Here is a 21,934-nt window from a genome sequence, read left to right as displayed (position 1 = left end):
TCGGCCTGGCACAGTGGGCGCATGGCCGCATCCCTCGAACTGGAGTACCCGTTCGCCGGCCGGTGGCTCGTGCGCAACAGCCCCGCCGACCGCGTTCCCAGCCACGGCACGACGAGGTTCGCGAGTTCCCATGCGATCGACTTCGTGCCCGTCGACGACGCCGGGCGCACGGCGCCCTTCACGTTCGCCTCGCTGCTGAGCCCCGAGCGCCCGCAGCGGTTCCCGGGGTTCGGACGCGCGATCGTCGCCCCGGTCGCGGGCCTGATCGTCGCCGTCCACGACTCCGAGCCCGACCACGCCGCGCATCGCGGCGTGCCGTCGATCGGCTACGCGTTCACTCAGTCGCGGCGCGCAGCACAGGGGTGGATCGCGCTCGCCGGCAACCATGCGCTGATCGACGCAGGCGGGGTGATCGTGGCGCTGTGCCACCTGCAGCAGGGGAGCGTGGCGGTGCGCGTCGGGCAGCAGGTGCGGCCCGGCGAGGCGATCGGACGCTGCGGCAACTCGGGCAACAGCATGCAGCCGCACCTGCACGTTCAGGCGGTCGACCGTGCCGACATCGACCGCGCGCGGGCGGTGCCCATGACGTTTTCGGGCGGGATGCCGCGGAACGGCCAGATCGTCGACGCCGGCGCATCCTGAGTCCGGCGCGCGCTCGCCGGCGCGCCGATCCGACGCGCCGGCGGCGCAGGATCAGATCGTGACGTCGCCCAGCCGCTGGGGGTCGGCGAGCACCTGCAGGCCGACGATGCGCCCGTCGCTGATCTCGAAGCGCATCAGCGAGACGATGCGGTCGGCGAAGGTCGCTGCGACGCCGGGCCTGCCGTCGATGAGCACGGGCGTCGAGTGCGCCGCCAGTCGCGCCGAGAGCACCGCCTGCGCCGCGATCTCGGCCGCACCGGACAGGTCGGTGGTGCTCGTGCCGTAATCGGCGTGCAGAGTCGCGTCGTCGTGCAGCAGCGCCAACAGCGCGGCGAGGTCGCCGTGCTGTGCGGCGCGCAGCCAGGCGTCGACCAGCGCACGCTCGCGCCGGCGGTCGTCCCGCGCCGGAGCGGATGCCGCCCGCAGCCGCCGGCGGGCACGCGAGGCCAGCTGCCGTGCCGCGTCGGGGGAACGTTCGACGACGCCCGCCACCTCCTCGAACGGCTGGCCGAAGACGTCATGCAGCACGAACGCGATCCGCTCCGCCGGGGCCAGCGTGTCGAGCACCACGAGCAGGGCGACGTTGACCTGGTCGGCCCGCGCCACGGTGTCTGCCGGATCGCCCGCAGGATCGACCGGCTCGTCGCGCCACGGCTCGACCTGCCACGACCGTTCCCTCGTCGTGCGTGGCGCGCGCAGCATGTCGAGACTGATGCGCGACACCACGGTCGTGCACCACGCGTCGAAGTTCTCAATGGCGGCGGCCTCCGACCGCGCCAGACGCAGCCAGGTCTCCTGCACCGCGTCGTCGGCGTCGGCCCGCGAGCCGAGCAGTCGCGCGGCGATCGCATGCAGCCTCGGCCGCGCGGCTTCGAAGCGCTGGGCGAGTTCTTCGTCGGTCATGTCACATCTCCTCGGTGTCGTTCGTCATGGTGTCGACGAATGCACGGGCCGGGATGTGACCGGCCGGTGCGAGAAAAGGAGAGGACGACGTTCATGAACACCACCATTCTCGTCACAGGAGGAACCGGAACCATCGGACGCCGCACCGTGCCGCTGCTGCATGCTGCCGGTCGCCCGGTGCGCATCCTCACCCGGCATCCGAAGACATCGGAGCCGGGGATCGAGCACGTCGCGGGCGACACCGTGCGCGACCGCGGTCTCGACGAGGCGCTCGACGGCGTGGGAACCGTGCTGCACCTGGCCGGTGGCGCCAAGGGCGACGACGTCGCCGCACGCAACCTCGTCGCCGCCGCGCAACGCGCCGGGGTGGGCCATCTCGTGCTCATCTCGGTGATCGGCGCCGACCGCATGCCGATCGGCTACTTCCGGATGAAGGCGGCCGCGGAGCAGGCGTTCGAGACCAGCGGCATCCCGTTCACGATCCTGCGCGTCGCGCAGCTGCACGAGTTCGCGGTGCCGATCGTGAAATCCCTCTCCGGCATGCGGATCGCGCCGCGCGGACTGCGGTTCGAGTCGGTCGGCGTCGACGACGTCGCCGCGCGGCTCGCCGAGCTCACCCTCGGCGAGCCGGCGGGACGGGTCGCCGACCTGGCCGGCCCCGAGGTGCGCGACATCGCCGATATGGTGCGATCCTTCGACGCCGCGCGCGGCACGACGCGACGCAGTCTCGGCATCCGCATCCCGGGTGCCGTCGGGCGCGCGTACCGTGCCGGCGACAACCTCGCCGCCGACGCCGCGACGCGCGGCACGGTCACGTGGGAGGACTTCCTCGCCGCATGACCCGCGGCGCTCACCGCGACGGGGCGGGACATCACGCCTCGTCGCGGAGCTCGTCGTGGATGCGGCGCAGATCCTCCATCAGCGAGCCGACCAGGATCCAGTGGTCGGATGCCGGAGGCCGAACGACCAGCGGGGCGGTGAGCGCGGGGATCGCCGAGGTCATGGCATCGGGCTCCGGCGTGGCATCCGCCGACTGCACCGCCAGGCGCACATCGTGGCCCGCGCGGCGCAGCTGCTCGGCGATCGCCCGCACCGTGGGGTCGTCGGCGAGGGAATCCTCGTAGTGGTCGAAGTACGCCCTGGTCATGCCGATCACCTGCGTGACGACCGGCGAGAGGCGGTCGAACAGCGCGCGCAGCTCGACCAGGTCGTCGCGGTGCCGCGAGCGACGCGGGTTCAGCGCGAGGGAGTCCTCGCCCGCCGCGATCGACGCCTCTGCGGCATCCTTCATCGGCCGCAGCAGCCGTACCTCGAGCATCAGTTCCTGTAGCTGCGGCGGCGTGTGGGCGGTCGGCAGGGCGTCGGCGAGCCGGTCGAGGGATGCGGCGACCTCGCGGCCGAGCATGCCGACGTCGCGCCGCGCCGGCGCGGTGAGCACCGGCGGCACGATGACGATATTGACGACGAAGCCGATCGCGGCGCCGATCAGCGTCTCGATGATCCGGTTCACCGCGTAATCAGGGCTCGACGAGCCGAGGGCCAGCACCAGCACGGCCGAGATGGCGACCTGATTGCCGGTGCCGGGTGAGGCGCGCAGCGCCCACGCGATCAGCATCGCCACCACCACCGCGGCGAGCACGACCCAGCTCTGCGCACCCAGCAGCACGCTCAACAGCACGGCGATGATGACACCGGCGATCACGCCGATGCTGCGCTCGAGGGCCTTCGACAGCGACTGGTTGACGCTCGGCTGCACGACCAGCAGCGCGGCGATGGCGGCGAACACCGGCAGCGGTCCCGGAACCAGCCAGCCTGCGATCAGCCAGGCCGCGATCGTCGCCGCGGCCGACTTCAGCACCTGCAGCAGTGGGGCACGCCGTGCGACGCGGAGTGCGGCGGGGATGCGCATGGCTCCACGGTAGCCCGGTGCCGCGACGGCTTCACCGGGTGTGCAGGAGATCACCGCGCATGCAGGATCCGAATCCGGCAATCCCTCCTGCATGCCGGGTGATCTCCGCCAGCTCGCGCGCTGCCTCCGCGGGTGCGCCGCCGCTGCGGCGTCGGCCGGGCGTGCTTCGATGGGAGCGTGGACGAGAGCACCGAGGCGCGGCTGCGCGAGCAGAAGCGGATGCTGTGGGCGACCGCGATCTGCTTCGCGGCGGGTGCGCTTGCCGGAACCCTCGTGCTCTGGGGCGCAGCCCGACCGTTCAGCGGCGACGGCTCGGTGATCATCCCGGTGGCCCTGATCGCGGGCGCCATCGCCGCGGCCGCCTTCGTCGTCAGCACCCGCATTCACCGCGCGGGCGAAACCGCGCCCATGCCCCGCTGGCAGGCGCTGGTCTCCCACATCAGCGCCGTCGCGGTGACGATCGCGCTCGCCGCCGTCACCGGGGTCGGCGTGCTGCTCGCCGGCGAGGTGCTGGCCACCGGCCTGCAGGGTCTCGAGCTGCCGGCCGTCGGCGGCGGCGTCTTCACCGGTGTGGCGTCGGCGTTCGGCGGCCGACTGGCGTTCCGCGCCGGCATCCGGCTGCGCACCGGCGATCTGGCCGGGCTGCTGTTCTCCTTCCTCGTGATCGGCACGCTGTTCGCGATGATCACCGCCCGTGATCCGGCGTGGTGGGAGCGCAGCTTCTCGCAGCTGGGCATCGGCGCGGGCGGCTGGGCGTTCAACGGCACGGTGGTCGTCGCGGGGCTGCTCATCGCCACGTGCGGCTCGTACCTCGGCCGCGACCTGCACCGGATGCTGGGCGACAGCGCGCTGCGCGGAATCGCGGTGGTGGTGCTCACCTGGGTCGGCGCCGGTGTCGCGCTCGCCGCGGTCGGCCTGCTGCCCATCGACCGGGTGCCCGTGCCGCATGCGGTCGCGGCGTTCGCCGCCCTGGGGCTGATCCTCGCGGCCACCGTCGTCACGACGGTGCTGATGGCGCAGCGGGGGATGCTGCGGGTGCTCACGGTCGTGCTGGTCGTGCTCGTCGTGATCGCGGTGGTGCTCACCTTCGGGCCGCGTCTGCTCTCGGTCGCCGCCCTGGAGGGCGTCGTCGTCGGCCTCGTGCTGCTCTGGCTGTCGACCGTGGTGCAGCTGCTCGCGATCCTCGCCCCGGACGTGTCGCGTCCCTCGGCGCGCCGTTCGCCGCTGCGCTGAGACCGTCTCGCGGAACCGCAGTGCTCCGAACCGCGCTGCTTCGAGCCGCGAGGGATGGACCTCAGCCTTCGCGGCGGCGCACCATCTCGGCGATCCAGGCCGGCGCGTACGGCGAGGTGCAGTTCGGCGACGTCGGGTAGTCGGCGAGCACCTGCAGCCGCTCGCCGATCTCCAGTGCCCTGGCGCGGCGGGACGGGTCATGGATGCCGATGTGCGCCAGCGTCTCGTTCATCGCCCACTGCTCGCGCGCCGGAGCATCCGTGAGCTCCCGCTCGATCCGGTCGAGCAGGGCGTCGAGGTCGAGACTCCCCGGCTCCTTCACGATCCGCGCGGTGGTCAGCGACCACGCGGCGGCGCGCGCATCCGGGTCACCGTCATCGAACCAGCGCTCGCGAAGCTCAGCGGCGAGCGGCGACTTCTTCGCGATGTAGTTCACCAGCCAGTCGTGCGCCTTGGCGCTGCGCGTGCTGCGCAGCATCCCGTCGATCTCGTCGGCCGACAGCTCTCGCGGCTTCGCGACGAGCAGTCCGAGCAGCTGACCCGCCACATCACCGCTCTGCCAGAGGGCGCGAGTCAGTTCGGTCGACAGGCCGATCTCCTTCGCGAGGGCGCGCATCTGCGAGAGGTTCACGCCGTGCGCGTCACCGTGCCGTTCGTTGACGGCGCGGGCCTTGGGATCCTCGAGCGCGGCGAGATCGGCGAGGGCCTCGGCGACGGTGATCGACGGCATGCACCCAGGGTACGCGGTCGCTGGCAGCGTGAGATGGCCTGGCGTGACGTACGTCGCGTTTGGCATCATCGGTCGCAGGCGGTGGCCGTCACCGCCGGGAGGGACGACCATGTCGGACCAGATCTTCATCTACGTCGCACTCGGGCTTTACTTCGCCGCGATGCTGCTCATCGGCTATCTGGCCTATCGGCGTACGACCGATCATGAGGACTACATGCTGGGCGGGCGCAACCTGCCGCCCTGGGTCGCCGCGCTCAGCGCCGGCGCGTCGGACATGTCGGGTTGGCTCGTGATGGGTCTGCCCGGCGCCATCTACCTGTCCGGTCTCATCGAGGCCTGGATCGCCGTCGGCCTCACCATCGGCGCGTATCTGAACTGGCTGCTGGTCGCACCGCGGCTGCGCGCCTACACCGAGGTCTCGCGCAACTCGATCACCGTACCGAGCTTCTTCGAGAACCGGCTGCGTGACACCAGCCGGATGCTGCGGGTGCTCGCCGGCCTCGTCATCCTGGTGTTCTTCACCCTCTACATCTCCTCGGGCATGGTCGCGGGCGGCAAGTTCTTCGAGAGCTCCTTCAACGGCGACTACCTCACCGGGATGCTGCTCGTCGGCGGCATCACCTTGCTGTACACGCTGTTCGGCGGGTTCCTCGGAGCATCCCTCACCGATGTGGTGCAGGGCCTGATGATGGTCGTCGCCCTGATCATCGTGCCCATCTTCGCCGTGATCGCGATCGGCGACCTCGGCGAGACCGGCCGGCTGATCTCCGAGAACGCCGGCCCTGCGCACCTGTCGTTCCTCGGCGGCACGGCCGTGACCGGCGGCACGATCCTCGCGATCATCTCCGCGCTCGCCTGGGGACTCGGGTACTTCGGTCAGCCGCACATCATCGTGCGCTTCATGGCGTTGCGCTCGCCGCAGGAGGCGAAGAGCGCCCGCCGGATCGGCATCTCCTGGATGGTCATCTCGATGTTCGGGGCGATCATCTCCGGCCTCGTCGGCATCGCCTACATCGCGGCGCAGGGCATCGATCTGGGCGATCCCGAAACAGTGGTGCTGATCATGTCGACGACATTGCTGCATCCGTTCGTCGCCGGTCTGATTCTCGCGGCCGTGCTCGCCGCGATCATGAGCACGATCTCCAGTCAGCTGATCGTGAGCTCGTCGGCGCTGGTCGAGGATCTGTACCGGGTGTTCCGTCGTACCCCGCCGTCGCAGAAGCGGCTGGTGCTGATGGGGCGCCTCGCGGTGCTCGTCGTCGCCGTGATCGCGATCGTGCTGGCGATCACCCCGAACGACACGATCCTCGGCCTGGTGTCGTTCGCGTGGGCCGGCTTCGGCGCGGCGTTCGGTCCGATCATCCTGCTGAGCCTGTTCTGGCGGAAGCTCACGAACTGGGGCGCGCTGGCGGGGATGTTCGTCGGCGCGGTGACCGTGTTCATCTGGAAGGCGCTGAACACCGGTCTCTACGAACTGCTGCCCGCCTTCGTCCTCGCGACCATCACCGCAGTCGTGGTGAGCCTGGTCACCTACCGCCACAACGAAGAGATCCAGCAGGAGTTCACCGACACCGGCACCATGCTCACCCTGCCGCGTCCGCACGCGGTCGGCGACACCCCCTGAGTCGCAGACCGCGCGTGCCGCTCAACCGCAGACGAGCTGGGCTGCGGCCCAATCGGCGCGATCCCACCACTCGGCCTGTCCGGCGGGCGAGCCGGCGGCGTTCGGATCCACCACCAGCGTGAGAGTCTCTGCGCCGGTGACGTCGACGGATGCCTCGTCGGAGAGGCCCTTGGTCATCGCACCGCTCTCGTACCGCAGCACGTCGTCGACGAGGACCCGGAAGACGACGTTCGGATTCGCACCCACCTTGTTCATGATGTCGTCGATGCCCACCGTCGCGGTGAATCGCGAGCACTGCCCACCGAGATGGAAGGACATCGTGGTGGGCGAGTTGACGCCGAGCCCCTTCTCGTACTGCACGCCGGCGACCCGGATCGGCCGGCCGTCGCCAGCCGCCGCTTCGCCGATCTCCGTGTCGCGCTCGATCGGGCCGTACGACGGGTTGATGTCAATGGAGGCGAACGGCAGGTCGGACACGAAATGGGTGCCGGCCGTCGGCGGCGCGGGCAGCTCACGTGCCGTGGCGTCGTGCGCGACCTGTGCCTGCCCCGCCAGTTCGACGATGTCGCCATCGGGCTCCGTCAGGAACGGTGAGCGATCCGTCGACGTGGTGAACTCCGCGCCCACCGCGTACCAGTCGATGGGTGCGGGCGGTCTTCCGGTGTCGAACGATGTCTGGATGCTGTCGAACAAGCGCTTCCAGCGATCCTTGTAGTAGGTGCCGACGAGCCCCTGCCATTCGCGGTTCGCATAGTCGTTCAGTCCCGCATTCACCGCGTTCCGGTCGCCCCAGGTGGTGACGATCGCCCTGGCGTCGAACTCGAGCAGGTCGGCCTCGGCGGAGTCTTCAGCGGCCGCGCGGGCGTCGGCGATCCAGCGTCCCAGAAGCATCTGCGGCTGCGTGCCCGCGATGGCGTCGAGCAGATCCATGTTCGCCAGCCACTTCTCACTGAGTCGTGTGAACGCGTCGCGGTCGCGCATGCCGTACGCCTCCTGCAGCTGCGGAAGCAGCAGCCGCGAAGTGTTGGATGTCACCTGTCGTGCGACGTCCATGAGGTCGTAGCGATAGGTCGCGCTGTCACCGACGGCCGGTGCGGCGGCGAGCAGGTGGTCCAGCGCCTCGGCGAAGCGATCCGGGTCGTACGAGAAGGAGCCCGGTGACCAGGTCGCGGCGCGCGACGCGCTCAGGGACGGCGTCGCACCGAACAGCCCGTCGTGCGCCTCACTGTACGAGTCGTTTTCGGGCAGCGTGTACGCCGTCTCGGCGAGGATGCGCCATGCCGCCTTGAGCTCGGCAGCGTGCACGCCGTAGCGGCGCTCGGTCCAGGCGTCGAACCATGCACCCACGTCGACCGGGCCCTCCCGCCAGGCGAGACCGGCGAAGAAGTCGAGGGCGGCCGGGTTGTTCAGTCCGCCCTCCGGCATGGCGGCGATGCCCTCGACGCGGCTGCCGTCCTTGTTCCGCCACTCGTCGTAGCGCTGGTTCCAGGTGGTGAGTTCGGCGCCCATCGTCGTGTGACCGCCGAAGTTCCAGATCGTGCCGAAGGCGTACGGCACGCCGCTCCACTGCCGCTCCAGGTCAGACCGGTCGTCGTAACGATCCGAGAGTCCGTCCACGATGAAGGTCGTCGCCGGGTCGACCGCGGCCGCGACGTCGGCGGGCGGGTTGTTCTGCCAGCCGAGCAGCACCCAGGTCGCCCCGGGATGCGCGGCCTGCAGAGCGGCCTCGATGGCCCGGGTGGCCGCAGGGACATCCACCGAGCCGCGTCGGCCGCCCTCGTGAAGCACATCCATCTTGTACGCGCCGGAGGCGCCGAGCATCCGCTCGGAGGTCTCGTAGAACGCCGAGGCGATCCGAGGGAACGCGCCGGTGTTCGGGTCGAGCCAACCCGGACGCCGGAAGCCGACCCAGTCGCCCTGCGGCTCCACTCGGGCGTCGGGGTTGCGCTCGGCGAAGTCGGTCGGCACGGTGCCGAAGTACCCGGGCAGCACGGGCGTCATCCCGAGCTCTCGCATCCGGTCGGCGATCTTCCGGCCGAGGTCGCCGCGTTTCTCGAGGAGCGCTTCGCTCGTTCCGGCCGGATATCCCGACATGTTCTGCAGCAGCCACCACGGCTGGTGCGAGGGCAGCGGAATCCATTCCCGCGCCTCCTCGGCCGTGTACCCGAACTGCTGCAGCACCTCGACGTACACCGCCTCCGATCCCACCGGCATGAACACCTCGTTGAAGCCCAGCGCGGCGAGTTCGTCGATCTCGCGCTGCCATTGCTCCCAGGAGCGGTATGCACCCGTGTAGCCGTCCTCCGTGTCGTTGCCGTAGAAGCGATGAGCGACGTTCGCCGTGGCTCGGATCGGCTCGTCGGGCAGTGGCAAACGCGCGTCGGTGTCGACGTTGCGCACGTTCGACGAGACCGACTGGCCGACCGTTCCCAGGTAGGCGTTGGCGGCCGCGACGGCCGTGGCGGGATCGGTGGCGGCGATGCGCACGTGATTGCGCTTGGCGGTGACCTCGTACCGATCGGCGCCGTCGTCGGGCAGCGCCACCAGATCGAATGCGCCGGCATTGTCGCCGAGGATGCGCTCCAGCGCGTCACGGGCGGGTTCGAGGACCTTGTCGGTCTTCGCGGGAACCCGCAGATTCGCATACTTCACACGATCACCGGCATGCGCTGCGGAACTGGCTCCGAACGCCACGAGAACGACGGTGGCGACGGATGCGGTCAGCGCGAGCACTGCTCTGCGCGGCGATGGAGACATCTTCGGTCCTTTCGCCCGGGAGACCCGGTGTTTGCGTTCCCATAGTCTGATCATCTCGGCGTCTTCGCGCAAGAGTCAGAGATCCGGATGGCTGTCAAAAGCCAGCTACGGCCAGGGGCCATCGTGAGGTCGAACCTTGTTTCCGCAAACATTTTCTGCGACTATCGTCACGAGCTCGCCGATTCGAAGGAGAACAGGGTGAAGACAATGCAGAGACGCTGGACGGGGATGGGATTGACCTGCGCCGTCGTCGCAGCCGGCCTTTCGGCCTTCAGCGCGGCCCCCGCACTGGCGGCGGACGAGGGCGAGGTGGTGCTGCGCACCGGCGCGCTCGAGGTGCACGCCTCCACCGGCTTCCCCCAGGTCGTGCAGTACACCGACCGCGCCACTGGCGCCCAGATGCGTGGCAACGACACGGTGCTGACCTCGATCGAGATCAACGGCACGGCGCAGCCGGTCGATGTCACGCACACCGAGATCGACTCGCACACCGTTGAGTACGTGCTCACTCCGACCGGCGTGGACGATGTGCGCCTCACCGCCCGGCTGAGCGTGAAGAAGAACGTCGTCACCCTGGCCTTCACCGACATCCACGATCCCAGCACGCAGGTCACCACCCTGCGCATCCCCGGTCAGAACCTGGTCACCGTGTCGTCGGCCGATGAGGGATCCGCCGTCGCCGCCGCCAACCTGTCGGTCGACCGAGCGGTCTCCGGAGACACGTTCATCCCCGTCACCGCCGAGACGCCGCTGGACGCGAAGCCGGTCTCGTCGAACACGATCCTGGCGAACACCGGCGAGCTCGCCGCCGCGTTCACCACCAACGCGCTCTACGACTCGTCTTCCGGGCCGGCGAACAAGGACTCCGGCAACTTCTGGCGCCAGGCCGTCAAGGACGGCGATGACGTCGAAGTCGGCATCTCCAGCGGCCAGTGGCTGCATCGCGCCGCGGAGTCGGATGACACCGAAGACCTGCCCTGGGTCAAAGTGGCCATCACGCCCGACGCCAACGCCGACGGCGCCGTCGACTGGCAGGACGGCGCGATCGCCCTGCGCGACCTGCGCGTCGCCCCGTTCAAGGGCGATCAGACGCCCGACAACGTCATCACCCACATCCCGTTCAACTTCGCCTCGCAGGCCACTCATCCCTTCCTGCGCACCCTCGACGACGTCAAGCGCATCGCGTTGAACACCGACGGTCTCGGCCAGGTGGCCATGCTCAAGGGCTACACCAGCGAAGGACACGACTCGGCGAACACCGACTACGGCGACAACTTCAACGAACGCGCCGGAGGCCTCGACGAGCTCAACGACGCGCTCAAGGCCGGCGAGAAGTGGAACGCCTCGTTCGGCGTGCACATCAACGCCACCGAGATCTACCCCGAGGCGAACTCGTTCAGCGACGAGATCATGAACCCGAAGGCGCCGGGCTGGAACTGGCTCGACCAGTCGTACTACATCGACCAGCGCTACGACCGGCTCTCGGGTCAGCTCGACGAGCGCATCGGCGAACTCGCCGACGCCACCCACGACAACCTCGACTTCGTCTACGTCGACGTGTACTACGAGTACGGCTGGCTGGCGAAGACCCTGCAGGACTCCCTGATCGACCACGGCTTCCGCATCGGGTCGGAGTGGGCCGACAAGCTCTCGGCCAACAACACCTGGTCGCACTGGGCGAACGACGAGAAGTACGGCGGCTCGACGAACAAGGGCGTCAACTCGAAGATCCTGCGGTTCGTGAACAACACCCAGGCCGATGTCTGGAACCCGGATCCTCGTCTGGGCACCAGCCACATCGTCGAGTTCGAAGGCTGGACGGGTCAGAACGACTTCGACGCCTTCCTCACGAACGTGTGGCAGGCCAACGTCCCCGCGAAGTTCCTGCAGCACCACGAGATCACCCGCTGGACGGATGAGGCCATCGACTTCGAGGGCGGTGTGCAGGCCACCGGCACCACGGCCGCGAACCGCTCGATCACGGTCGACGGCGCCGAGGTGCTGCGCGGCGGCAGCTACCTGCTGCCGTGGGCGTCGAAGGACGGCGGCAAGATCGACAAGCTCTACCACTACAACCCTGCGGGCGGCGAGACCACCTGGACCCTCACCGACGACTTCCGCAAGAACCGCACGCTGCAGCTGTTCACCCTCGACGATGCAGGGCGCACGAAGGTCTCCGACATCCGTGTGGTCGACGGCGCGGTGACCATCGACGCCGAGCCGGGACAGCCGTACGTGCTCGTCGCCGGCAAGAACGCCCACGCGGGCAGCGCACTGCCGAAGAAGGTCTCGTTCGGCGAGGCCACTCCTGTCAGCGACCCCGGGTTCAATGGCACCGACCTCGACGCCTGGAACCCGAAGGGCGACGTGGCGGTCGAACGCGACGACCTCGGACGCCGCTCGGCCCTGTTCGGCGAGGGAACCGCATCCCTCTCGCAGCGACTGGACGGCCTGCCCGCCGGCGAGTACACCGCCAGCGCCTGGGTCGGCATCGCCAGGGACAAGACCCGTGTCACGACGCTCGGCGTCGACACCGGCAGGAAGGGGGCGGATGCCGAGATCACGGTCGACTCGTCGAACGCCGTCAACTACATGGCATCCGACGAGTGGCACGGCACCACGCTGCAACGCCTGAAGGTGCCGTTCACGGTGCCGAAGGGCGGCGCAAAGCCGGTTCTGAGCATTACGGTCGGCGAGGGTGACGCCCCGGTGCGCGTCGACGACGTCCGCATCGTGAAGGCCACGGCCCCCCAGCTCGGGGACGGAGTGATCGCCCGCGAGGACTTCGAAGACGTGGATGCCGGATGGGGCCCGTTCATCAAGGGCAACGCCGGTGGCACCACCGACCCGCGCACCCACATCGCCAAGCGCAACGACTTCACCCAGAAGGGCTGGAACGGACGGCTGATCGACAACATCCTGAACGGCGAGTGGTCGCTGATGGCTCACCAGGAGAACTCGGGCCTGGTGTACCGCACCTCCGAGTACACGGTTCCCTTCGAACCCGGTCACCGTTACCGCGTGTCGTTCGACCACCAGTCCACGGCCGCGGGACAGTACGCCTGGGTCGCCGGGTACGACTCGACGACCGGTCCGCGCGTGACGTCCCGCACACCGTTCGGCGCGGTGCACGAGACCACCCGGTTCGAGCAGATCATCGACGCCAGCCTGTGCGGCGACACATTCGTCGGCCTGGAGAGGATCGCCGGCGGGGCCGCCGACCTGATCGTGGACGACTTCCTCGTCGAGGATCTCGGGCCGTCCGAGAGCATCCCTGCCTGTGCGCAGCTGAGCGGCAAGCTCGGTGCCGATGTCGTGCAGCAGGGCACGCCGACGACGTTCACGACCACGTTCGTGTCGGACGAGCCCGCGCCGATCGCCGATGTCGAGGTGACGCTCGAGGTGCCCGAGGGCTGGACGGCCGAGGCCGTGACGCCCGCGACCGCAGCGAGCATCGCGCCGAAGGGCACGCTGGCCACGCAGTGGCGGATCACCGCCCCCGCCGAAGCGGACGGCTCGTACGACATCGCCGCCACCGCGACGTACACCACGACCGTCGATCCGATCGGCACCCGGACGGTGCAGAGCATCACCGCGGTGAAGACCCTGCCCACGCCGCCGGTCACCACCGTGTACGCGAGCGACCACGACTGGGTCAGCGCGACGAACGGCTGGGGTCCCGTCGAGCGCGACCTGTCGAACGGCGAGCAGGGTGCCGGCGACGGGACGCCGCTGACGCTGAACGGCCAGGTGTTCGAGAAGGGGATCGGTGCGCACGCGGCCAGCACCGTGAAGTACTTCCTCGGCGGCCAGTGCACGGCGTTCACCGCGAGCGTCGGGATCGACGATGCGCAGCCCAGCCGCGGCTCGGTGGTCTTCTCGGTGAAGGTCGACGGACGCACCGTGGTCACCTCACCGCTGATGAAGGCCACCAGCACCACCTTCCCCCTCACCGCCGATGTCACCGGCGGCCGGTTCGTCGAGCTCGTCGCCGGTGACGGCGGCGACGGCAACGGCAATGACCACGCCGACTGGGCCGACGCGAAGTTCACCTGCGGCGACGTGGCGAACCCGGACCCCGGCGGTCCGACCGCGCCGAAGGGCACCGCCTACGTCAGCGACCTGCCGTTCCTCAGCGAGACCAACGGCTGGGGCCCCGTCGAGCGCGACATGTCGAACGGGGAGGACGCCGCCGGCGACGGCTCGCCGCTCACCATCGGCGGGGTCACCTTCGACAAGGGTCTCGGCACGCACGCCGATTCCTCGGTGACGGTGTTCCTGGGCGGGCAGTGCTCGACACTGACCGCCACGGTCGGGCTCGACGACTCGAAGGACGAGAAGGGCGAGGGCGATGTCATCTTCCGGGTGATCGGCGACGGCGACGTGCTGCACGACACCGGATCGATCACGTGGGACGACCCCGGCACCCCGATCTCCGTCGACGTGTCCGGTGTCGAAGTGCTCGAGCTCGCCGTCGACACCAACGGCGTGAACTACCGCGATCACGCGAACTGGGCCGACGCGAAGCTCGCCTGCGCGGCGTAGTCGCAAGAGCGAGGGGCGGATGCTGCGCACGCGGCATCCGCCCCTCGCGCATTTCGCCGACGCGGTTGGCGCGGGTCAGCGGGAGGGCGGCGGCGCGGTCGACGCGCGGACGACGAGCTCGGGATGCAGGTCCGAGACGCTCTCTTCGGGATCGCGTCCCTCGATGTGGGCGATCAGGCGCAGCGCCGCGGCATGGCCCATCTCCTCGAACGGCTGGCGCACCGTGGTGAGCGCCGGAGAGGCGAACGCCGCGAGCGCGATGTCGTCGACGCTGACCACCGAGACGTCCTCCGGCACCCGGCGGCCGGCCTCATGCAGCGCGCGGATCAGCCCGAACGCCATCTCGTCGCTGGAGACGAACACCGCCGTCGCATCGGGGATCGCGGCGATCGTGCGCCCCGCCCGGTACCCGGACTCCGGTGTCCAGTCACCGGGGATCACGGGCGGCGGCACGATGCCGCGCTCGCGCAGCGCCTCCTCCCACGCGTCACGGCGACGGCGGCCCTCGAGCCAGTACTCGTCGCCGGAGACGTGCCAGACCGTCGGATGCCCGAGGTCGAGCAGGTGCTCGACCGCCAGCCGGCCGATCGCATGCTGATCGACGATGAGCGGCGCATCCGGCTGCATCGACGCGCGCTCGCTGCGCGTCGAGGGCGTGCGATCCGCACGGACGCGCATCGCGGGGGTGTCGAGCTCGACCGGCACTCCGAGGACGATCCCCTCCGCGCCCTGCCGCTCGAGCCGGTCGAAGGCCTCCAGGAACGCGGCGGTGGAGGCGTGATCGGCCACCGCCGCGGTGGTGACGGTGTAGCCGTTCGCTGCTGCGGCCCTCTCCACGCCCGCACCGAGCGCGGCCGACGAGTAGCGGTCGGTGGAGACGACGATCATGCCCAGGATGCGCGTCCGCCCGGACGCCAGCGAGGCCGCGGCGGCGTGGATGCGGTAGCCGAGCGCCTCGACGGCGGCGTGAACCTTGCGTGCGGTGTCGGGGCGCACGTTCGGGTGGCCGGAGAGCACGCGCGAGACCGTCTGCGTGCTGACTCCGGCGGCCCGCGCCACGTCCATCTGATTGGGCGCGCGGTCCGGGCCGGGGCGACGGGGAGACATGAGGTCATGGTAGCGGTCCACCCGCGTCGATCCGGGGATGTCGGCGACCGGACGTGGGGTAATGTGAACGCAAACATCGATTCTCTGGAGCCGCATGCCCACCCCCGCTTCCCCCGCGCTCACCTGGCGCGACGGTCAGATCTTCCGCGACGGCAGACCGCACCGCATCCTGTCGGGTGCGGTGCACTACTTCCGCATCCACCCCGACCAGTGGGAGGACCGGCTGCGCCGCCTGGCGGCCATGGGAGCGAACACGGTCGACACCTACGTCGCCTGGAACTTCCACGAGCGCACCGAGGGCGAGGTCGACTTCACCGGCTGGCGGGATCTCGCACGGTTCATCCGCCTGGCCGGTGAGATCGGCCTCGACGTCTTCGTGCGGCCCAGCCCGTACATCTGCGCGGAATGGTCCAACGGCGGCATCCCGTCCTGGCTCTCCGGCCGCACGCGTGCCCTGCGCACCAGCGATCCGGTGTTCCTCGCCGCGGTGGACGCCTGGTACGACGCCCTCATCCCGCAACTCGAACCGCTGCAGGCGGTGCACGGCGGGCCGATCCGGCTCATCCAGGTCGAGAACGAGTACGGCTCGTTCGGCAGCGACGCCGCGTACCTCGCGCACCTGCGCGACGGGCTGCGCTCGCGCGGCATGGTCGAGATGCTCACCACCGCCGACGGCACCACGGCCGACATGGTCGAGCACGGCAGCATCCCCGGCACGATGGGCACCTTCACCTTCGGCACCGGCGTGCCCCTCGCCGTCGAGCTGCGCCGCGACGATCACCACCTCATGTGCAGCGAGCTGTGGGGCGGATGGTTCGACCACTGGGGTGAGAAGCACCATGTGCGCTCGGCCGACAGCATGATCGCGACGGTCCACGAGCTGCTCGAGGCGGGCGGCTCGGTGAGTCTCTATATGGCGCACGGCGGCACCAACTTCGGGCTCTGGAACGGCGCCAACCACGACGGAAGGCTGCTGCAGCCCACCGTCACCAGCTACGACTCGGATGCTCCGATCGGCGAGGATGGAACGCTGAACGACAAGTTCCACGCGCTGCGCGCCGCCTTCGCGCCGTTCCACGACGGGGATCTGCCGCCGATTCCGGATGCTCCGCGGCGCCAGCCGGCGGCATCCGCTCCGCTCCTGCCGACCGCCTCGCTGCTCGACGTCGTGCGCGCGCAGCCCATGGTGGCGACCGCGCCGCAGCCGCTCAGCTACGAGCAGCTGGGGGCGGAGGACGGCCTGGTCGCCTACGAGGCGCAGGTCTCGTTCCCTGCCGACACGACGCTGCAGCTGCTCGAACTGCGCGATCGCGCCACCGTCTTCCTCGACGACGTGCGGCTCGGCACGATCGAGCACGACGGCACGGCGACTCTGGCGCTCCCCGCCGCGGGCGGCGCGGGCCGGCTCACGGTCGTGACCGAGAGCCTCGGACGCATCAACTACGGCGCCCTCACCGGCGAGCACAAGGGCGTCCTCGGCGGCGTGCTCGTCGGCCGGCGATTCGTGCACGGATGGGAGCACCGGATGCTGCCCCGGGATGCCGTGCCCGCCGCGGATGCCGCAGCGGCCGGCGCGGACGGCTTCGCCGCAGCATCCTTCGACATCGACGAGCCCGCTGACGCCTGGCTCGCCTTTCCCGGCGGCGCGAGGGGCATGGTGTGGCTGAACGGGTTCCTGCTCGGGCGATACTGGCAGCGGGGGCCGCAGGTCACCCTGTACGCACCGGCACCGCTGTGGCGTGCGGGACGCAACGAGATCATGGTGCTCGACACCGACCGGCTCGGTGCGACCGTCGAGATCTGCGAGCAACCCGACTTCGGCGAGGTGGAGGAGTTCATCGGATCATGAGCGCAGTGCTTCGGCCATCGGCCGCACAGCTGGCCTGGCAACGCGCCGGCCTCGGCGTGTTCTTCCACTTCGGTCTCAACACCTTCGCGGGCGTCGAGTGGAGCGACGGAACGCTCTCCCCTGAGATCTTCGACCCGACCGCCTTCGACGCCGACCAGTGGGTCGACGTCGCCGCCGACCTCGGCGCCGCCTACGTGGTGCTCACCGCCAAGCACCACGACGGGTTCTGCCTCTGGCCCACGAAGACCACCGACTACTCCGTCGCCTCGTCGCCGTGGCGTGCCGGCCGCGGCGATGTCGTGGCCGAGGTCGCGGCGGCGTGCCGGCGAAGGGGCATCGGCTTCGGCGTCTACCTGTCGCCCTGGGACAGGCATGCGCCGGAGTATGCGGATGCCGATGCCTACGATGCCCTCTACTCCGCGCAGCTCACCGAGCTCATGACCGGATATGGCGACCTGACCGAAGTGTGGTTCGACGGGGCCGGCTCCGATGGGCGTGTCTACGACTGGCCACGGTACATGCGGATCGTGCAGCAGCATCAGCCCGACGCCATGATCTTCAACATGGGCGCGCCGACGATCCGCTGGGTCGGCAACGAGGACGGCCTGGCGGCCGACCCGGTCGAGTACGTCACCGACGCGCTGGCGCTGAACCAGTACGTGACCGGGGCCGACGCGCTCACCGAGCACATCTACGCCCCGCCGGAGTGCGACGTCTCGATCCGGCGCGGGTGGTTCTGGCATCCGGATGACGAGCCGAAGAGCATCGCGCACCTGATGGCGATCTACCTGCAGTCCGTCGGCATGGGGGCTGGTCTGCTGCTGAACCTGCCACCCGACGTCTCGGGGAGGATCGATGCGGCGGATGCGGAGCGGGTGCGCGAGCTGCGGGCCGAGCTCGACCGGAGGTTCGCGCGGCCCATCCGCGCCGAGGTCGTGAAGGGTGCGCCTGGACGGTGGGACGTCCGGCTGCCCGAGGAGATCGAGGTGGGGCAGATCGAGCTGTGCGAGGCGCTCGAGCACGGCCAGCGGATCTCCGGGCATGCGATCACGGATGCCGGGCGGGACATCGTCCGAGCCGGAACCGTCGGCGTGCGCCGCATCCACGTGATCGAGCCGGTCACCCTCTCGTCGTTCCGACTGGAGGCGGACGACGGCGCCGGGGTGGAGGCCGTGATCGTCTACCGCGCGAACGCGGAGCTCGTCGACCCGGAGCTTCCCGACGGGTACGAGGCGTCCACCGAGCCGCCCGACCCGGTGACCGGACTCGTCGCTCACTGACGGTCCGCACATCTGAGGCGCCGCCGTCCGCAAGATAGGGAATCCTTCCGATGCCCGCCCACCACCTCAGCGAGGAGTGTAGGGATGCACCGGAAGAGGAGAATCCCATGTACGAGCACCCGTACCTCGCATACCGCGTCACTGCCTTCGAGCAGGAGCAGGCGGCGCAGCTGGCCGAGCGCCGCCGCGTGTTGTCGGAGAACACCGACCGCATCCGACCGCGAACCGGCGTGATCGCCCGGATGATGAGGGCGATCGCCCCGCGGCGGCCGCAGACGGACGCGGCGCCGATCACGACGATCGCCCCGGCCCGCGTGCCGGCGGAGCGCCGTCCGGCCGGCGCCGAGTGCGAGACCGCCGCGGCGTGACCGTCGCGCGCGAACGCGCATCGGCATCAGGCGGCCCGGATGTCGGTGGTGAGTGGCACGATGAGAGCATGTCCCTCATCGCGTCGACCGCCGACATGGTGGGCCGCGACGCCGAGCTCGAGCTGCTCGAGGCGGCGCTGCAGCGCGCCTCGGCCGGCGAGGTCGCGTCCGTGCTCGTGGCGGGGGAGGCGGGCATCGGCAAGTCACGTCTGCTGCGCGAGTTCCGCGAGCGGGCGTCTCGATCGGCGCTCGTGCTGAGCGGCTGGAGCCTCGACTACGGTTCCACGCCGGCGCCGTACACCCCGTTGCCGTCGATCGTGCGCGGGGCACTCGCCGACCTGGGCGACACCGCCGCCGAGTCCGCCGGCCCGGCCCGTGAGGCGCTGCGCCTGCTGCTGCCCGAACTCGGAGAGGCGCCGTTCGACCGCGCGAAGGCCGCACCCGAGAGCCTGCGCGAGGCCATCGCGAACGTTCTCGAGGCGGCGGCCGCACGGCGCCCTGTCGTCGTGCTCATCGAAGACCTGCACTGGGCCGACGACGCGACCCTCTCGACGCTGGCTTTCCTGCTGCGAGTGATCGCCGGGCACCGGGTGCTGTTCGTCATCACCTGCCGCGTCGACGAGGTGCGGCGCGGTGGCGCGGTGCGCTCCTTCCTCGTCGATGCGGAACGGGCGCGACTGCTCGAGCGGTTGACGCTCGCGCGGCTCGACGCCGTGCAGGTGCGCACGATGATCGAGGCGCTGAACGGCCCGATCGACGATGCCGTCTTCGCCCGGCTGCTCGATCGCTCGGAGGGCGTGCCCTTCTTCGTCGAAGAGCTGTCGTGCAACGCCGCGGGCCCACTGCCCGAGTCGCTGCGCGATCTGCTGCTGGTGCGCTTCGATGCACTGGGCGACGACGCGAAGCGCGTGGTGCGCACGGTGTCCGGTTCGGATGCCGCCGTCGGCCATGAGCTGCTCAGCGAGATCGCCGGCCTGCCCGACGAGCGCCTCGACGCCGGCATCCGCGAGGCGGCCGGTGCGGCGGTGCTCGCGGTGCGCTCGGACGACTCCTACGGGTTCCGTCACGCGCTGTTGCGCGAGGCGGTGCACGACGACCTGCTGCCCGGTGAGCGCGCCCGGCTGCACCGCGCCTATGCGGAGGCGCTCGACAGGCGCGCCGCCGACGGCGAGTGCTGCCACGAGGCGGCCCTCGCCTTCCACTGGCACCAGGCGCACGACGCCCGCCGCGCCCTGATCGCCGCGATCGGCGCGATGGAGCGGGCCAAGACCAGCTACGCGTTCTCGACCGCCGCGCGCTTCGGTGAACTCGCCCTCGAACTGTGGGAGCAGGTGCCGGATGCGGCGGAGGCCGCCGGCATCGAGAGAGTGACGCTGCTCGCGCGACTGGGGTCGATCCTGCGCAACGCCGGCGACGGCGAACGCGCCCTGTCCGTGGTGGGCCTCGCGCTCGACGAGGTCGATCCCGCCACGGCCGACGTGGGCGTGTACGCCCGGCTGCTGCGCGACAAGGCGCTCTACCTACAGAACCTCGGACGCCCGGGATCGATCGACCTGCTCCGGCAGGCCCTCGACGCGATGGCCGGCCGGCTCGACGATGACCGACTGCGGGCCACGCTGCTCAATCTGCTGGCCGGACGCCACATGGTGGCCGGGGAGTTCTCCGAGGCGATCGCCGCCGCCGACGAGGCCTATCGCCTGGCCGAGGCGGTGAAAGACCATGACCAGATGTCGATCGCCGCGAACACCCGGGCGGGCAGCCGCATGCACACCGGCGACGTGGCCGGCGGCCTGGCGGACTACCGCCTGGCGTGGGAGCGGGCCGAGGGCAGCACCGCGCAGATGCGCTATCGCGTGAACTACTCCGATTCGCTGTACCTGCTCGGCCGGCACCGCGAGGCCGTGCGCGTCGCCGAAGAGGGCATCGAGCACGCCCGCACGCTGGGGGTGGAGCGCACCAGCGGGTCGATCCTCACCCAGAACCTCGCCGAACCCCTGCTGCAGCTGGGCGAGATCGCCCGCACCGAGAGTCTGCTGGCCGGCGACCTGACCTTCCGCACTCACCGGGTGTTCCGCGTCTACACGACGATGACCCGCGTGCGTGCGCTCGCCTGGCGCGGACGCGTCGACGAGGCGAGAGCACTGCTCGACGAGTGGCTGCCGGTCGTGCGCCAGGTCGGAGTCATCGAGCGGCAGGTGCAGTACTCCCTGCTCGCCTCCGACATCGCGCTTCGGCTGGCCGCCGGCGACGCGCAAGGCGCGGCGGCGGTGCTCGCCGAGCTTCTCGACGGTGAAGGGGCCCAACTGGCCCACGCCGCCCGGCTGCTGCTCGACGGTGGGGCGGTCGTCGCCGCGCTGCGCGCGCAGGGATCCGCCGATGAGGCCGCGACGCTCGCCGATTCCGTGGCGCGGGCCTGGCGGCGGCTGCCCGAGGGTCTGCACCCGGCCGGGTGGTCGGAGGTGCTGCTCGCCCTGCTGCACGGCGATGCCGCCGCGCTGCGAGACGCCGAGCCCGTCGCCGGCGGCGACGACATGCCGGCCTCCCTCGCGGCACTCGTGCGCCTGGAGCTCGCCCGCCGGCTGATCGCCGACCGTGGCGACCGGCCGGAGGCGGCCACAGCGCTCGCCGAGGCGGCGCTGATCGCCGAGCGCATCGGCCACGCGCGCCTGCAGCACGACATCGCGGAGTTCGCCGAGGCCACCGGCCTGAGCGCCTCCGCGCTCCGCCGCGACGGCGCCGAGTCGCCGGACAGGCTGACCGCCCGCGAGCAGCAGGTGCTCGAGCTGCTCGCCGAGGGCCTCAGTAACCGCCAGATCGCCGAGCGGCTCTTCATCAGCATCAAGACGGTGAGCGTGCACGTCTCCGCCGTGCTGCGCAAGCTGGGCGCCGCCACGCGCACCGAGGCCGCCGCCCGGCACCGCTCGCTCGTCGACGCCTGACCGGCGATTCGCGCCGGTCTGGGTAGAGTGATCGCCAGGGCTGGGGAG

14 protein-coding genes are annotated in these 21,934 nt (G+C 70.4%); 9 read left to right on the top strand and 5 right to left on the bottom strand.

From position 1 onward, the window contains the following. Positions 1-21 precede the first annotated feature (21 nt). Complete coding sequence (locus ACFWH5_RS04280; RefSeq protein WP_378832135.1) at positions 22-642, top strand: M23 family metallopeptidase; 621 nt, start codon at positions 22-24, stop codon at positions 640-642. 51 nt (positions 643-693) lie between these two features. Here ACFWH5_RS04280 and ACFWH5_RS04275 read toward each other — a convergent pair whose 3' ends face one another. Then, positions 694-1,545 (bottom strand): sigma-70 family RNA polymerase sigma factor, encoded by an 852-nt coding sequence (locus ACFWH5_RS04275; protein ID WP_378832133.1) that lies wholly within the window; start codon positions 1,543-1,545, stop codon positions 694-696. A 93-nt stretch (positions 1,546-1,638) separates the two neighbouring features. Here ACFWH5_RS04275 and ACFWH5_RS04270 point away from each other — a divergent pair, with 93 nt between their 5' ends. Then, positions 1,639-2,385, top strand: coding sequence for an SDR family oxidoreductase (locus ACFWH5_RS04270; RefSeq protein WP_378832131.1), 747 nt, complete (start codon positions 1,639-1,641; stop codon positions 2,383-2,385). A 31-nt stretch (positions 2,386-2,416) separates the two neighbouring features. On the opposite strand, the gene ACFWH5_RS04265 is transcribed toward ACFWH5_RS04270, so the two are convergent. Next, positions 2,417-3,454, bottom strand: a complete 1,038-nt coding sequence (locus tag ACFWH5_RS04265; protein WP_378832129.1) for an aromatic acid exporter family protein — start codon at positions 3,452-3,454, stop codon at positions 2,417-2,419. A 177-nt stretch (positions 3,455-3,631) separates the two neighbouring features. Here ACFWH5_RS04265 and ACFWH5_RS04260 point away from each other — a divergent pair, with 177 nt between their 5' ends. After that, complete coding sequence (locus ACFWH5_RS04260) at positions 3,632-4,687, top strand: DUF998 domain-containing protein (protein WP_378832127.1); 1,056 nt, start codon at positions 3,632-3,634, stop codon at positions 4,685-4,687. Positions 4,688-4,748: 61 nt separating this feature from the next. On the opposite strand, the gene ACFWH5_RS04255 is transcribed toward ACFWH5_RS04260, so the two are convergent. Beyond that, complete coding sequence (locus ACFWH5_RS04255; protein WP_378832125.1) at positions 4,749-5,417, bottom strand: DNA alkylation repair protein; 669 nt, start codon at positions 5,415-5,417, stop codon at positions 4,749-4,751. Between the two features lie 109 nt (positions 5,418-5,526). Between ACFWH5_RS04255 and putP the strand changes: the two genes are divergently transcribed. Next, positions 5,527-7,041, top strand: coding sequence for a sodium/proline symporter PutP (gene putP / locus ACFWH5_RS04250; protein ID WP_378832123.1), 1,515 nt, complete (start codon positions 5,527-5,529; stop codon positions 7,039-7,041). A 21-nt stretch (positions 7,042-7,062) separates the two neighbouring features. Here putP and ACFWH5_RS04245 read toward each other — a convergent pair whose 3' ends face one another. Next, positions 7,063-9,798, bottom strand: coding sequence for an alpha-N-acetylglucosaminidase TIM-barrel domain-containing protein (locus tag ACFWH5_RS04245; RefSeq protein ID WP_378832121.1), 2,736 nt, complete (start codon positions 9,796-9,798; stop codon positions 7,063-7,065). 207 nt (positions 9,799-10,005) lie between these two features. Between ACFWH5_RS04245 and ACFWH5_RS04240 the strand changes: the two genes are divergently transcribed. Beyond that, positions 10,006-14,343 (top strand): endo-alpha-N-acetylgalactosaminidase family protein, encoded by a 4,338-nt coding sequence (locus ACFWH5_RS04240; RefSeq protein ID WP_378833541.1) that lies wholly within the window; start codon positions 10,006-10,008, stop codon positions 14,341-14,343. Positions 14,344-14,418: 75 nt separating this feature from the next. On the opposite strand, the gene ACFWH5_RS04235 is transcribed toward ACFWH5_RS04240, so the two are convergent. Beyond that, on the bottom strand, positions 14,419-15,450 hold the full coding sequence (locus tag ACFWH5_RS04235; protein ID WP_378832120.1) for a LacI family DNA-binding transcriptional regulator: 1,032 nt from the start codon (positions 15,448-15,450) through the stop codon (positions 14,419-14,421). A 94-nt stretch (positions 15,451-15,544) separates the two neighbouring features. Between ACFWH5_RS04235 and ACFWH5_RS04230 the strand changes: the two genes are divergently transcribed. From ACFWH5_RS04230 to ACFWH5_RS04215, 4 genes are all read left to right on the top strand, one after another. Further along, the gene (locus ACFWH5_RS04230) at positions 15,545-17,299 is read left to right on the top strand and encodes a beta-galactosidase family protein (protein ID WP_378832119.1); all 1,755 of its coding nucleotides are present in this window, start codon (positions 15,545-15,547) and stop codon (positions 17,297-17,299) included. Then, positions 17,296-18,579 carry an alpha-L-fucosidase gene (locus ACFWH5_RS04225; protein ID WP_378832117.1) on the top strand — a complete coding sequence of 428 codons (1,284 nt, stop codon included), beginning with the start codon at positions 17,296-17,298 and terminating at the stop codon, positions 18,577-18,579. Before ACFWH5_RS04230 ends, ACFWH5_RS04225 begins: the two co-directional genes overlap by 4 nt. A gap of 107 nt (positions 18,580-18,686) precedes the next feature. Then, positions 18,687-18,947, top strand: a complete 261-nt coding sequence (locus ACFWH5_RS04220) for a hypothetical protein (RefSeq protein ID WP_378832116.1) — start codon at positions 18,687-18,689, stop codon at positions 18,945-18,947. A gap of 68 nt (positions 18,948-19,015) precedes the next feature. Continuing rightward, a complete protein-coding gene (locus ACFWH5_RS04215; protein ID WP_378832114.1) occupies positions 19,016-21,886 on the top strand; it encodes an ATP-binding protein in 2,871 nt (956 codons plus the stop codon). Positions 21,887-21,934 lie beyond the last annotated feature (48 nt).

The organism is Microbacterium sp. NPDC058345 (assembly GCF_042723855.1).
GTDB lineage: Bacteria > Actinomycetota > Actinomycetes > Actinomycetales > Microbacteriaceae > Microbacterium.
Note: the sequence above shows the minus strand (reverse complement) of the source record. Positions and strands in the feature narration are given on the sequence as shown.

Excerpts from the sequence above, each read along its gene's own strand:
- putP (WP_378832123.1), top strand. The coding sequence starts at position 5,527 with ATGTCGGACCAGATCTTCATCTACGTCGCACTCGGGCTTTACTTCGCC.
- ACFWH5_RS04270 (WP_378832131.1), top strand. The coding sequence starts at position 1,639 with ATGAACACCACCATTCTCGTCACAGGAGGAACCGGAACCATCGGACGC.
- ACFWH5_RS04245 (WP_378832121.1), bottom strand. The coding sequence starts at position 9,798 with ATGTCTCCATCGCCGCGCAGAGCAGTGCTCGCGCTGACCGCATCCGTC.
- ACFWH5_RS04255 (WP_378832125.1), bottom strand. The coding sequence starts at position 5,417 with ATGCCGTCGATCACCGTCGCCGAGGCCCTCGCCGATCTCGCCGCGCTC.
- ACFWH5_RS04215 (WP_378832114.1), top strand. The coding sequence starts at position 19,016 with ATGTCCCTCATCGCGTCGACCGCCGACATGGTGGGCCGCGACGCCGAG.
- ACFWH5_RS04230 (WP_378832119.1), top strand. The coding sequence starts at position 15,545 with ATGCCCACCCCCGCTTCCCCCGCGCTCACCTGGCGCGACGGTCAGATC.
- ACFWH5_RS04265 (WP_378832129.1), bottom strand. The coding sequence starts at position 3,454 with ATGCGCATCCCCGCCGCACTCCGCGTCGCACGGCGTGCCCCACTGCTG.
- ACFWH5_RS04280 (WP_378832135.1), top strand. The coding sequence starts at position 22 with ATGGCCGCATCCCTCGAACTGGAGTACCCGTTCGCCGGCCGGTGGCTC.
- ACFWH5_RS04225 (WP_378832117.1), top strand. The coding sequence starts at position 17,296 with ATGAGCGCAGTGCTTCGGCCATCGGCCGCACAGCTGGCCTGGCAACGC.
- ACFWH5_RS04240 (WP_378833541.1), top strand. The coding sequence starts at position 10,006 with ATGCAGAGACGCTGGACGGGGATGGGATTGACCTGCGCCGTCGTCGCA.
- ACFWH5_RS04235 (WP_378832120.1), bottom strand. The coding sequence starts at position 15,450 with ATGTCTCCCCGTCGCCCCGGCCCGGACCGCGCGCCCAATCAGATGGAC.
- ACFWH5_RS04275 (WP_378832133.1), bottom strand. The coding sequence starts at position 1,545 with ATGACCGACGAAGAACTCGCCCAGCGCTTCGAAGCCGCGCGGCCGAGG.
- ACFWH5_RS04220 (WP_378832116.1), top strand. The coding sequence starts at position 18,687 with ATGTACGAGCACCCGTACCTCGCATACCGCGTCACTGCCTTCGAGCAG.